Annotated in this window: 10 protein-coding genes; 3 read left to right on the top strand and 7 right to left on the bottom strand. The window is 34.7% G+C overall.

The window, feature by feature from the left end:
• Positions 1 to 65: 65 nt before the first annotated feature.
• The 6 genes from purF to rsxC form a co-directional block, all read right to left on the bottom strand.
• Positions 66 to 1,412: an amidophosphoribosyltransferase gene (purF, locus tag J2Z35_RS04455; RefSeq protein ID WP_209659827.1), complete on the bottom strand. Its 1,347-nt coding sequence runs from the start codon at positions 1,410 to 1,412 to the stop codon at positions 66 to 68.
• Between the two features lies 1 nt (position 1,413).
• Positions 1,414 to 2,109 carry a phosphoribosylaminoimidazolesuccinocarboxamide synthase gene (gene purC / locus J2Z35_RS04450; RefSeq protein ID WP_209659825.1) on the bottom strand — a complete coding sequence of 232 codons (696 nt, stop codon included), beginning with the start codon at positions 2,107 to 2,109 and terminating at the stop codon, positions 1,414 to 1,416.
• Positions 2,110 to 2,170: 61 nt separating this feature from the next.
• Positions 2,171 to 2,659, bottom strand: a complete 489-nt coding sequence (locus tag J2Z35_RS04445) for an AIR carboxylase family protein (protein ID WP_209659823.1) — start codon at positions 2,657 to 2,659, stop codon at positions 2,171 to 2,173.
• A 104-nt stretch (positions 2,660 to 2,763) separates the two neighbouring features.
• Positions 2,764 to 4,095, bottom strand: a complete 1,332-nt coding sequence (locus J2Z35_RS04440) for an NCS2 family permease (protein WP_209659920.1) — start codon at positions 4,093 to 4,095, stop codon at positions 2,764 to 2,766.
• A 251-nt stretch (positions 4,096 to 4,346) separates the two neighbouring features.
• Positions 4,347 to 5,318 carry an RnfABCDGE type electron transport complex subunit D gene (locus tag J2Z35_RS04435; protein WP_209659820.1) on the bottom strand — a complete coding sequence of 324 codons (972 nt, stop codon included), beginning with the start codon at positions 5,316 to 5,318 and terminating at the stop codon, positions 4,347 to 4,349.
• Complete coding sequence (gene rsxC / locus J2Z35_RS04430) at positions 5,308 to 6,618, bottom strand: electron transport complex subunit RsxC (protein ID WP_209659818.1); 1,311 nt, start codon at positions 6,616 to 6,618, stop codon at positions 5,308 to 5,310. Before rsxC ends, J2Z35_RS04435 begins: the two co-directional genes overlap by 11 nt.
• 180 nt (positions 6,619 to 6,798) lie before the next feature.
• On the opposite strand from rsxC, the gene J2Z35_RS04425 reads away from it, so the two are divergent.
• Positions 6,799 to 7,551 carry an SDR family NAD(P)-dependent oxidoreductase gene (locus J2Z35_RS04425; protein ID WP_209659816.1) on the top strand — a complete coding sequence of 251 codons (753 nt, stop codon included), beginning with the start codon at positions 6,799 to 6,801 and terminating at the stop codon, positions 7,549 to 7,551.
• Positions 7,552 to 7,699: 148 nt separating this feature from the next.
• Positions 7,700 to 8,215 carry a PAS domain-containing protein gene (locus J2Z35_RS04420; protein WP_209659814.1) on the top strand — a complete coding sequence of 172 codons (516 nt, stop codon included), beginning with the start codon at positions 7,700 to 7,702 and terminating at the stop codon, positions 8,213 to 8,215.
• On the opposite strand, the gene J2Z35_RS04415 is transcribed toward J2Z35_RS04420, so the two are convergent.
• Positions 8,199 to 9,632: a SpoIIE family protein phosphatase gene (locus tag J2Z35_RS04415; RefSeq protein ID WP_209659813.1), complete on the bottom strand. Its 1,434-nt coding sequence runs from the start codon at positions 9,630 to 9,632 to the stop codon at positions 8,199 to 8,201. The two genes, J2Z35_RS04420 and J2Z35_RS04415, sit on opposite strands and share 17 nt — an antisense overlap.
• Before the next feature lie 188 nt (positions 9,633 to 9,820).
• On the opposite strand from J2Z35_RS04415, the gene J2Z35_RS04410 reads away from it, so the two are divergent.
• On the top strand, positions 9,821 to 12,727 hold the full coding sequence (locus tag J2Z35_RS04410; RefSeq protein WP_209659811.1) for a chemotaxis protein CheB: 2,907 nt from the start codon (positions 9,821 to 9,823) through the stop codon (positions 12,725 to 12,727).
• The last annotated feature ends 47 nt before the right edge of the window (positions 12,728 to 12,774 follow it).

The following is a 12,774-nucleotide window of genomic DNA, read 5'->3' as shown; positions in this document are numbered from 1 at the left end:
GAGACAATGGATACGTCCCCTTGTCTCGGGTGAGTGGGACACTAGATACGTCCCCGTGGCTCGGGTTAGAGGACGCATGGGTCCAAGGGATATTCTCCGTCGAAGCAGGCCTTACAGAATTTATAGTCTTTTCCTGCTGCTTCTCTTAGTCCATCTATCGATATAAATCCTAGTGAGTCTGCTCCTATCTCTTCTCTTATCTCTTCTACTGTGCTATTTGCTGCAATAAGGCTCTTCCTTCTTGGGGTATCTATTCCAAAGTAACAAGGGTGAGTAACTGGTGGGGATGTGATTCTCATATGAACTTCCTTTGCTCCAGCTGCTCTAATACTTTGTATCAGTCTCTTTGATGTAGTTCCCCTTACTATAGAGTCATCCACTAGTACCACTTTTTTACCTTTTACTACCTGAGCTATAGGGTTTAGCTTTAGTTTTACAGCTATTTCCCTTTCTTTTTGGGTAGGCTTTATAAATGTTCTTCCCATATATCTATTTTTTACAAGTCCTTCTTTAACTTCAATTCCTGATTCTTTTGAAAATCCTATGGCTCCTGGCCATCCTGAATCTGGAACTGGAACTACTATATCTGCATCAACCTTATGCTCTTTTGCAAGGATTTCTCCTGTCTTTACTCGAAATTCATAGGTATTTACGCCATCAAGTATGGCATCTGTCCTTGCAAAATATATATGTTCAAAGATACAAGATGACATTGGTGCTATTTGCGAAGTGATATGAGTCTTCATTTCTCCATCTTTGACTATCACTATCTCTCCTGGCTCTATATCTCTTACAAACTCTCCTCCAAGTACGTCAATAACTCCTGTCTCAGATGCGAATATATAGTCGTCTCCCCTTTTTCCCATCACAAGAGGTCTAAACCCGTATGGATCTCTAAAGGCCACAAGGGTATCTTCCATAAGTATTACAACCGAGTATGCCCCTTTGATATAGGACATTGTTTTTTCAACAGCTTCTACCATATCTCCGTTATAATATCTTGATATCAGGTAGAGTATTACCTCGGAATCTATAGTTGTTTGAAACATCATCCCGTCTTCTTCAAGTCTAGTCCTAAGTAGCTGACTGTTTATAAGATTTCCGTTGTGGGCCATTGCTACTCTATTTCCCTTGGAAAATCCAAGAAGTGGCTGGGTATTGAACTCAGTACTTCCTCCTGCTGTAGAGTATCTTACATGTCCTATTCCTACATTTCCTTTAGTAAGGGTTTTTAAAATATCTTCTCTAAATACCTCCTGAACAAGCCCCATACCTTTGTGGCAGTGCATATCTTTTCCATGGGATACTGCTAGTCCGCAGCTTTCCTGTCCTCTATGCTGAAGGGTGTTTAGTCCATAAAATAAATCTCTTGCTACAGGTTCTTTTGAGTATACTCCTACTATTCCGCACATTTTATTTTATCCTTTCTAATACTTCTTGATATGCTTCTATAACAGATCCCAAATCTCTTCTAAATCTATCCTTGTCCATCTTTTCATTTGTATGTATGTCCCATAGTCTGCATGTATCAGGAGAAACCTCATCTGCAAGAAGAAGCTCTCCATCATCTGTCCTGCCATACTCTATCTTAAAATCTATAAGCCTTAGATTTGCTTTTCGGAAAAATGTCTTTAGTAGTTCATTTATCTTTAGGGTTTCTTTTTTGATTTGCTCTATTTCTACCCTTGATGCAAGGCCAAGTATCACTGCATGGTCGTCATTTATTATAGGGTCTGCTAGGTCATCTCTTTTGTAGCAAAGTTCAAATACAGGCTCCTCAAACTCTATCCCTTCCTCAAGACCAAGTCTTTTGGAAAGTGACCCGGCACTTAGATTTCTTATGATTACTTCAAGGGGTAGTATATTTACCTTTTTTACCAGCATATCATTTGAGTTTATCTTTTTTATAAAATGAGTTTTGATTCCTTCTTTTTCAAGCATCTCAAATATAAGGGATGATATGGCGTTGTTTAGCTCGCCTTTTCCCGTTATCTTTTCTTTTTTCACTCCGTTAAAAGCTGTTGCATCATCTTTAAAGTGAACGATGTATTCCCCTTCTTTATCTGTTAAAAAAACTTGCTTTGCCTTGCCTTCATAAAGCATTTTCATAATTAGCCTCCAATTTATAATTCATAAAATACGACCTAATGCTTTTTTCTTTTCGATATTTTTATACAGCTGAGATTTTTTCAAGGAGAAGTCTTTCTTTTTCAGCTACCATATTTTTTAGTTCTTCCCTATATTCTTCAAGTCTTTCGTACATTTTTTCATCTTTTGCTCCTATCATCTGACAGGCAAGAAGTGCTGAGTTTGCAGCTCCATTTATAGCGACTGTACAGTATGGGCCTTCACTTCCCATATTTACTACACTCTCAAGCAGCTCAAGTGACTTATATTTTTCTGTTTTTATAGGTACTGCAATCACTGGCCTTTTTGTATTTTGAGCAATCAGCTTTGGAAGTTCTAGATTCTCTGCTGCTGTCACTATATATATTTCTGTATCTTTTTCCCACTCTAGTATTTCATTTTTTAAATCCTCGAAACTAGAGCCTCCTATATCCGTATAACCAATATCAAAACCCATTATATCTGTGATTTCTTTTGCTCCAAGCATTATCTCTTTTTCTTTTTCTGATGATATAATTACTCTTATTTTCATAAAACCACTCCTTAAAAGGGTAACTAAAATGGATAATTTCATACTTTATTGTAAAAAAAAGCCCACTTATTTTACTAAATAAGCGGGTCATATATTTAATTGTACTATCCTGCAACAACTATCTTGAATATAAATACTACTGCAAGGACATAAAGAGCAGGGGTAACTGACTTGCCTTTTCCTGCAAGAAGCTTAATTCCAGCAAAAGATATTACTCCAAACATGATTCCTTCTGCTATAGAGTAAGCAAGGGGCATCATGATTATTGTAAGAAACGCTGGTATAGCCTCTGTCATATCATGAAAATCTATTTCAAGCATTGATGAAGCCATAAGCACTCCAACAAGTATTAGTACAGGTGATGTAGCCTGAGATGGTATTGCAGTGAATATAGGTGCAAAGAACAGTGATACTAAAAACAGGATTCCTGTAACAACAGCTGTAAGTCCTGTCTTTCCTCCTTCAGTCATTCCAGATGCACTTTCGATATATGTAGTTACTGTAGATGTACCAAGTATAGCTCCTGCTGTAGTTCCAACCGCATCAGCAAAAAGTGCTTGCTTAGCCTTTGGAAGTTTTCCGTTTTCATCAAGCATTTTTGTCTTAGCTGCAAGTCCTACAAGACAACCAACTGTATCAAATAAATCTACAAATAGGAATGTAAATACTACTATTACCATTTGGATGCTAAATATGCTAGCAGTTTCAACTTGGAAAAGTGCTCCAAATATAGGAGAAAGTGATGGAGGAGCAGCGATAAATCCTTGAGGAAGTGCTACTATTCCAATTCCCATACCTATTGCTGTAGTTACAAGCATACCTACAAGGAAAGCTCCTTTTATGTTTCTAGCAAGAAGACCAGCTGTAAGTACAAGCCCTGCAAGAGTAAGTACTACTAGAGGATCTCTAAGGTTTCCGATTTCAAGGATTGCTCCTCCTGACTTTACAAGTCCTACATTTGCAAGTCCTATAAAAGCTATAAAAAGACCTATACCGGCACTAACTGCGTTTTTGAGGCCCATTGGTATGGCGTCTATTATTTTTTCTCTGACATTAAAAAATGTAAGTATGATGAAGATTATTCCTTCTATAAAAACAGCTGCAAGAGCAAACTGCCATGTATATCCCATTGTAAGTACTACAGTGTATGCAAAGAATGCATTAAGCCCCATACCAGGTGCAAGTGCAAATGGATAGTTAGCTAAAAATCCCATAATAAAAGTAGCAATCGCAGCGGAAAGTGCTGTTGCAACAAATACTGCTCCTCTGTCCATTCCTGCATCTGCAAGGATAAGAGGGTTTACCACAAGTATGTAAGCCATAGTCATAAAAGTTGTAATACCTGCTAAAATTTCTGTCTTTACATCAGTGCCGTGCTGGGAAAGCTTAAAGGTTCTCTCTAAAAGACCCACATTGCCTTTAGTTGCCATATCCATCAAACTAAACCTCCTAAGAATAATTGCGTATGATTTGTAAAATTGTATTAATATAGTTCGTATCTACATGTATATTTTAAATGATTTTTTTTTATAAATCAAGGGTTTTTCTAAATATTTTATAAAAAAATAAAGCATATAATTCGTATTATCACGAACTATATGCTTTGATTTTAGTTGTTTAATACGTATTTTGCATATGACATTATTTAACCCAGCTGATTCTCTGATAAAATATAATTTTTAGATTTTTACCTTCTAAATACAGCAGATAAAGGAATGATTCTTCCCTTGTGACCAAAAACTCGTGGTGTGCATACAGCATCGAGGATAGGAGCCATTAGATTCATAGTGAGCATTGCAATACCAATCCCTCCTGGAAGATCAAAAACATATCTAATGATTCCTGTAAGTATCCCTATAGCTAAAGCATAATATATTCTGGCTTTTTTGTTGAGAGGACCAGATGTATAGTCAGTAACCATAAACACAGCTGCAAACATGGCAGTTCCGGAAAGCACGTGATAAAGAGCAAAGCTGTAGTCAGATTCTCCAAACAAAAGGGTAGTAAGAAAAAGACCACCAAGGGTTGCTACTGGAATCCAAAAATCGATGACTTTTCGAATTACAAGATAGGCAAATCCTAGGATTATTGCCCATTTTACCATTTCCCCCACGTTTCCACCTATATTTCCCATAAACACATCATAAAAAGAAGGGGCCATAGCTGGAATACTTTTACTTCCATTTCCAATAAAGCTAAGAGGTGTAGCAGCAGATACCGCATCTGGACCAGGAAGCACCCAGTTTGTAATTTGAGGTGTAAATAGGATTTTTATAAGTACCCTTGAAAAAACAGCTGGATTTAAGGTGTTTTTTCCTATTCCCCCAGGAAGCTGTTTAACAAAAAGTATAGCAACTGCTGTTCCAAACACTACTACCCAAAGTGGAGCAGTAGATGGAAGGCTTAGTCCCAAAAGTAAACCTGTGACTGCAGCAGAAAGGTCATTTATAGTAACTTCTTTTTTCATGGTCTTTTGATAAGCATATTCAAAAAAAACAGCTGAGGCTACTCCAAGGACTATCATCATAAGGCTTCTTATCCCAAAATTTATTACAGCCATCATCGATACAGGGACAAGGGCTATGATTACATCCAGCATTATGTTTCTGCTAGTGAAACTTGATTTTATAAAAGGTGGGCTAAATTTTTTACTCATCATCTTTTTCCTCCAGCTCTTTATTTAGTTTCTGTATGTCATCAAGAAGATTTATCTTTGATGGACATATATAACTGCAAGTTCCGCAGTTTATACAGGACTCAGATTTGAGGGGTTTTCCAAGATGATATTCTCTTTCTCTATATGCATTACTGATTCTTATAGGCTGAATACTAACTGGGCAGTGTAATATACATTTTGCACATCTGATACAGGGCTTTTCTTCTTCTATAAGGTGTTTTTTTAGAAAAAGTAGGGTTGTAGTATCCTTGTCTACTGGAAGGGAAAGGTCATCAAAGGACTTGCCCATCATTGGCCCTCCGCTGATATTTAACCTCTCCCCTTCATTAAACCCACCACATTTTTCTACTATATCCTCTACTTTCGTCCCTATCCTTACCATAAGATTTTTAGGATTTTTAATCATAGGACCAGTCACTGTTATTATTCTTTTATAAAGAGGGTCGTCTTTAAATACTGCATCATAAATAGCTTTTATTGTGGATACATTTGACTGAAGGACTCCCACATCTCCAGAGCGCTCTCCTTCTTTAATCTCAATGCCAAGGACCTGCTCAATTTGAAGGGCAGAGTGACCTTGAGGATATACAGCTGGAAGCTCGTGTACCTTTATATTTTTCGCATCTTTTTTTATAATTGCTTTGTCAAGTGCTTCCTTGCTTTCCTTCATATTGTCTTCTATTGCTATATAAGATTCATCAATGTGATAAATCTTCATTATAAGACTTGTAATTTCTATTATCTCATCTGCATATTCCACCATAGCCCTGTGGTCAGTAGTAGAATACGGCTCACATTCAGCTCCATTTATCACCAAATATTCGGTTTCATGCTTTTCCATATCATATTTGATATGAGCTGGAAATCCAGCTCCACCTTTTCCAGTGATTCCAGCCTCCTCAAGCCTTTTTGCAAATTCTTCTGGAGTTATGGTTTCAGAGAGTGGTTCTAATTTTTTCTTTTCATCCATAAAATCATTTTCTACAACAATGGATTTTCCCTTTCCTCTAAAGGCTTCGTCCTCTCCAATTGAAACCACCTGTCCTGACACTGAAGAATGTATATTTGCAGAAAGTCCTTCTTCTATTTCCCCAAGAAGTGTTCCAATCTTTACCTTATCCCCCACCCTAACTGCAGGCCTTGAAGGCTTGCCTATATGCATTGCCATCGGATAATAAAGATATTTTGGCGGTTCAAGCACCTCTACTTTTAAATCCTTGGTCAGTTCTTTATGATTTGGAATTTTAGCTCCTTTTGCATTTAAGTATCTAAAAATATTCATAATATCCCCCTCATTTATAAAGCAATCACTATTTTTATACCCAAAGGGGATTAATTTTCACAAAATATCATTAAAGGAATTTTTACAGATTTTCTCATTTATGAGTAAGAAAGTGTATAGAGGGTAGACTATATAAGGAAGGTTAACTATTTTTATGCTTGAAGAAAGGAGACTATTTTCATGAAGTTAAATGATAAGATTGCTATAGTAACTGGAGCTGGCTCGGGAAACGGAAGGGAAATTGCATTAGAACTTGCAAGAGAAGGAGCAGTAGTAGCTATACTGAACCGTACTAAAGAAAAGGGAGATAAAACCCTAAGTATGATAGAGGAAAATGGTGGAAAAGGAGTTTCTCTCGAAGCTGATGTTTCAGATGCTAAGATTTTTAAGGAAGCAATATCTAAGGTTATAGAAAAATACGGGAAAATAGATATCCTTGTAAATAATGCAGGTATATTTGATGGTCAAGAAACCTTCCCTACTACTGATGAAGAGGCTTTTGATAAGATAATTAGCGTAAATCTAAAAGGGGTATTTTTGGGGACTAAATATGCCCTTGAAAATATGTTAGAAAATAAATATGGGGTAATTATAAATATAGCTTCTATAGCTGGTCTAAGAGGAGGTACAGCAAGTCCTGCCTACACGGCTTCAAAACATGGAGTTATAGGTCTTACAGGTGATACTGCTACCAAGCATGGTCCTGATGGTATCAGAGCTATTGCGATTTGCCCTGGTATGATAGAGACAGCTATGACAAAGGATATGCTTGAAGACCCTTCTGAGCAAACCAAAGAACTAATTGAATCTATCCCTTTAAAGAGGGTAGGTAAGCCAGAAGAAATAGGTAAACTTGTAGCTTTTTTAGTTTCTGATGATGCACGGTATGTTACAGGAACTACAGTGGTAATAGATGGCGGTATGATAAGCTAATAAAGTTCAAAAAATCGCTTCTTAAAAACTAACAAAAATATTTCCTAGGGCTAAAACACATGCCATTATGGTAATATATAACTATAATTTTTTAAGTAAAGTTGGACAACTCAATATAATGATGAAATATAAATTAGGAAGTGATTAAGTGAAAGTTGAAAGATTTAAATCCAGATTAATGAATATAATTAAAGACCTAGGAGATGAAAATAACCATCTTTCTCCAGAGCTTATGGATATAATATCAGAAGAGGTTAGCATATTTCACCAAGAACTTGAGATTCAAAATGAAGAGCTTCGAAGAATACAAAGAGAACTTGAAAATAAACAAAGTCATTTTTATTCTATATTCGACGAAGCGCCAGTTGGATATGCAATATGTGATTTGGATGGTATAGTTGTCAGAGTAAACTCAACACTTCTTGATATGCTCAATCTTGATATATCAGATGTACTTAACCATACCCTATCCGAGCTTGTCTCTGAGGATTCTCAGGATGATTATTATTTCCTTTTTAAGGAATTTAAAAAAACAGAGAATAATATAAGTAAAGACTTGCTATTTAACCTAAATCAAAAATCAGTAAGTCTAAAAACAGTTTCTAATGTATATGAAAAGGACCAAAATATTTTTGTAAGAATGGTTTTTATAAAGAATAATTAAATTCCAAAATAGCCATAGTGATATCATCATCAATTTCGCTATCACCTATAGCTTTATTTAAAATGGTTTTTAAAAATCGTTCTTTATTTTTTTCTGCTTCAAATATTATATTTTCAAGATTTTCGATTTGAGAATCCAAATTATTTTTGCCGTTTTCTATTAGACCATCAGAGTAGACATATATATACTTCGAATCCTTAATTGGTATGGTATTGACTCTTAATGAAGTGGATTTTGCTATTCCTAGTATCATATTATTCGATGAATATGATACTAAGCCACTAGAGTCTCTGACATAAAAATCTGGATGCCCCGCGCTTATATAGTTAATAACTTTTTTCTCAAGGTCTATTTCAATAAAAACTCCAGAAATATATCTTGTAATAAAATATTCATCCTTATTGATGTCAAGGATTACATCATTGACCATGGAAATACTTTTGGTCATAGATTCATAAAAAATCGCAGTCTGAAAAACTGATATTGCTTTTAGACCAATCATTGTCGCAGAGGCTCCGTGCCCCATTACATCTATAAGGCTTAGTATATATTTAGAGGAGGATATTTTATTAAAGCTTATAAAATCTCCTCCTAAATAATTGTATGCCTTTAGCCTTGAGTTTAGGGAAAGGTTCTCATCTTTATATTTGATAGGAAGCATATATGCTATCATATCCTTGGCTTTTTTTATTTCCTTATTGAGCTCATTTGAGAGCAGTCTCTCTCTTTCTACAACTCTTCCTATTTTTAGATAGCTTATGATTTTTCCCACATTATTGTAGATTGGTGTTATATTTGCTTCCTCATAAAATAATTTACCATTCTTATTTTTATTTACAAATATCCCGCTCCACCCATTACCTTTTTTCAAATCACACCAAAGATTTTTATAAAATGCTTCATCATGAAGACCGCTTTTGATATGAACAGGAGTTGCTCCAATTAACTCTTCTTTTCTATATCCGGTTATGGAAATAAAGTACTGGTTTGCGTATTTTATCACACCACAACTATCGGTTATTACGATAGAGTTTTCAGCTTTATGAAATATAGTTTGCAATAGCTGAGCTTGATATTTATAACTAAAGTATTCCTTAATTATTTCTAATCTATGGCTTATCTCAGATTCAGAAGAATCTTCATATAAAAAAAAGTCTCCTCCCTTTTCCAATATAAGATCCTTATCTTTTGCATTTTCTTTGAGCACTACAATCAATGTGGCTTCAAATGGCTCACTGTAGGCATATGGGCTTTCTAAAAACGTTTGTGAGTCTATTATAGATATCTCGCTGGTTTCTGGACTATCTCCCAAATATATTCCTTCAAAACTAGAAAGCAGCTTAGAAAACTTAGTTTTTAGAAGTTGATTTCCTATGTAGTTATAAAAAGTTAGTTTAAAGTTTTGTAAAATATCCATATCAACCTCACTTGATTTTTTAAAAGTTATTTTTATAAACTTAAGACAAAATCTTTACATTTTGAGTATAATTAATTATGTCATAAATTAGGAATATGTGATACCTTTTTGTTTAATTAATGCTAAAATAATACATTATAATTTATTTAATTCGTTAACTTTTCACAATATCTTAAATGAGGTGAGACATGAATAATTCTAATTCACAATATTATGTAGGCATTGGAGCATCAGCAGGTGGTCTTGAAGCCCTTGAAACACTCTTTAAAAACATGCCCCTAGAGACAGGTCTGATTTTTATAGTAATCCAGCATCTCTCTCCTGATTACAAAAGCTTCATGAGGGAGCTTCTTTCAAAACATACCTCAATCCCTGTACAGGTTGCTGAAGATGGAATGGTTACTAGTCCTAACAATATCTATCTTATCCCTCCCCAAAAAAATCTTTCTATATTTGATGGAAAACTCATTTTAGAAAGCCAAAGTCAAAATGCTTCTTTAAAGCTTCCTATTGATATTTTCTTTAGATCTTTGGCAAAGGATAAGGGAAGTCATTCTATTGGAATAGTTCTTTCTGGAACAGGAAGCGATGGCAGCTTAGGAATAAAAGCTATCAAAGAAGCTGGTGGTATCACCATCGCTCAAGATGAAAATACCGCAAAATTTGACGGAATGCCAAGAAGCGCCATTTCTACAGGTCTTGTCGATTATGTCCTATCTCCAGAGGACATATCTAAAGAGCTTTTAAGCTATACCCAGGCTAATTTTTTCTCTGATAATTTCTCTACAGATAGTACCTTTTCTGTAAATATGAATGGAATATCTAAAATTAATATGATTCTTAGAAATCATAGCGGAATAGATTTTTCACATTATAAAGAAAGTACTATATCCAGAAGACTTGAACGTAGGATTAGGGTTACCCGTTGCACAACACTTGAAAAATACATTGATTTTTTAAATAAATCTGATAAAGAAAAGGAAGTTTTAAAATCAGAATTATTAATAGGGGTAACATCCTTTTTTCGAGATACCGAGGCTTTTGAAAGTATAAGCAAAAATGTGCTCCCTAATCTCGATTACTCAAAAAATCAAATAAGGGTATGGACTGCTGCTTGCTCTACTGGTGAAGAGGCGTATTCTATAGCAATATTAATCTCTGAATATCTGGAAAAAAACAATATAAATTGTGATGTTAAAATCTTTGCCACAGATGTGGACAAAAAAGCCTTAGAAGTTGCTGCCTATGGATATTATCTAGACAACCTACTTCTTGATATAGACCAGTCTCTGGTTCAAAAATATTTTGTTAAGAAAAATAATGGATATATAATCAAAGAGAAAATTAGAAAAATGATTGTTTTTGCTAATCACAATGTGCTTAAGGATCCCACTTTTTCTAAGCTTGATTTTCTTACATGTCGAAATTTGTTTATTTATTTTAAAAGCGAAAAACAACAAAAAGTGTTGGAAAACTTTTATTACTCACTACTTCCAAATGGATTTTTATTTTTAGGCAGTAGCGAATCAATAGGAGAGATGAGCTCTGCACTAAAAACAATTGACTTCAAATGGAAAATATTCCAAAAGACAGGGGGATACTATCCTATAGATTCAAAACCTTCTGTTATACAAAAGGAAGATAATATTTTATTTAAAAATACTAAATTAAATAGTTTTAATGACTATCCTCCATCAGTAAAAATAGACAGACTACTCTCTAGTGTACTTGCTGTGAGTATGCCTCCATCTATTATCATTGACTCCTATGATAATATTGTACATGTGATTAATAATGTATCTAGCTTCCTTGAGACTCAGCCTGGGAGGTTTTCTAAAAATCTTAACTCAAATATGAAAAAAGATCTTTCTATATTTGTAAATAATTTGCTGAGAAAGCTTAAAACAAATAAGCATTCAGGCTCTAGTTTTGAGACAGTTTCTATCATTCGCTCAGATGATAGTTTGCTTACATTAAAAGGATACTCATTAAGAGTCCATGATTCAAATTTCTTTTTAGTAAGTTTTATTAAAGAAAAACATGTGACTTCTTCAAAATCAGAGCTTGTGGATTACAAATCGGATTCTAACTATCTTATCAAACAATTAGAATCTGAATTAGTATTTGCTAAAGAAGGTCTTCAGGCTACAATAGAGGAGCTTGAAACTTCAAACGAAGAGCTCCAGTCCTCAAACGAAGAGCTGATTGCTGCAAATGAAGAGCTACAAAGTACAAATGAAGAGCTCCAATCAGTAAATGAAGAGCTTTATACTGTAAATAATGAATATCAAAACAAAATTGAAGAACTAAGCAAGTTAAACAGCGACCTTAATAACCTTATAAAAAATACTTCAACAGGAGCTTTATACCTTGACAAAAATTTATGTATAAGAAAGGTGACTCCTATTGTCTCTCAAATCACTAATATCAGAGATTCTGATATAGGGAGGCCAATTTCTCATCTATCCTTTATGGAAAATTATGAAGGTATTTTAGAGGATTTAAATAAGGTTTTAGATACTCTTGAGGGTATAGAAAAAGAAATCATAGATTCAGATAACAATACATGGCTAGCTAGATTAAAGCCCTATCGCACCGAACACAATTCGATAGATGGCATCATATTGACATTTGTAAATATTACTACTATGAAAAATCAAGAAAAAAAGCTGGATAAAGCTCAGTCACGTCTAAGTATGGCTCTAGATGCTGGAAATATAGCTTGGTGGGAGTATGATGTCCAATCAGGAAATGTTGTTTTTTCTGACAAAAAGGCTACCATGCTTGGTTACACAGTAGAAGAGTTTCCAACTTATGTATATGATGTATGCGATTTGATACACCCAGATGATTATGATTCTACAATGAAAAAAATGGAAAATCATCTTCTTGGGATTACCGATAGCTGGGATGCCCTTTATAGGATTAGAAGAAAAGACGGTGGATACTCATGGTATCATGATAGAGGAAAGATAAGTTTGTGGACAAAGGATAAAAAACCTCATAAGGTCATAGGTACTGTAACTGATGTAACTCATATTAAGAATTTGGAAATTGAGATGCAGGAATATAAAGATGAAAAAAGGGTAGATTGAGACTGTAAATAATTTTGTGTATGATAATACCTCTGGATTGAGATAAA

The sequence above is a fragment of the Acetoanaerobium pronyense genome (assembly GCF_017874355.1).
Lineage (GTDB): Bacteria > Bacillota > Clostridia > Peptostreptococcales > Filifactoraceae > Acetoanaerobium > Acetoanaerobium pronyense.
Note: the sequence above shows the minus strand (reverse complement) of the source record. Positions and strands in the feature narration are given on the sequence as shown.

What these genes read in the sequence shown, in the direction of transcription:
- purC (WP_209659825.1), bottom strand. Translation starts at nt 2,109, where the DNA reads ATGAAAATGCTTTATGAAGGCAAGGCAAAGCAAGTTTTTTTAACAGAT.
- rsxC (WP_209659818.1), bottom strand. Translation starts at nt 6,618, where the DNA reads ATGAATATTTTTAGATACTTAAATGCAAAAGGAGCTAAAATTCCAAAT.
- purF (WP_209659827.1), bottom strand. Translation starts at nt 1,412, where the DNA reads ATGTGCGGAATAGTAGGAGTATACTCAAAAGAACCTGTAGCAAGAGAT.
- J2Z35_RS04415 (WP_209659813.1), bottom strand. Translation starts at nt 9,632, where the DNA reads ATGGATATTTTACAAAACTTTAAACTAACTTTTTATAACTACATAGGA.
- J2Z35_RS04425 (WP_209659816.1), top strand. Translation starts at nt 6,799, where the DNA reads ATGAAGTTAAATGATAAGATTGCTATAGTAACTGGAGCTGGCTCGGGA.
- J2Z35_RS04435 (WP_209659820.1), bottom strand. Translation starts at nt 5,318, where the DNA reads ATGATGAGTAAAAAATTTAGCCCACCTTTTATAAAATCAAGTTTCACT.
- J2Z35_RS04445 (WP_209659823.1), bottom strand. Translation starts at nt 2,659, where the DNA reads ATGAAAATAAGAGTAATTATATCATCAGAAAAAGAAAAAGAGATAATG.
- J2Z35_RS04440 (WP_209659920.1), bottom strand. Translation starts at nt 4,095, where the DNA reads ATGGATATGGCAACTAAAGGCAATGTGGGTCTTTTAGAGAGAACCTTT.
- J2Z35_RS04410 (WP_209659811.1), top strand. Translation starts at nt 9,821, where the DNA reads ATGAATAATTCTAATTCACAATATTATGTAGGCATTGGAGCATCAGCA.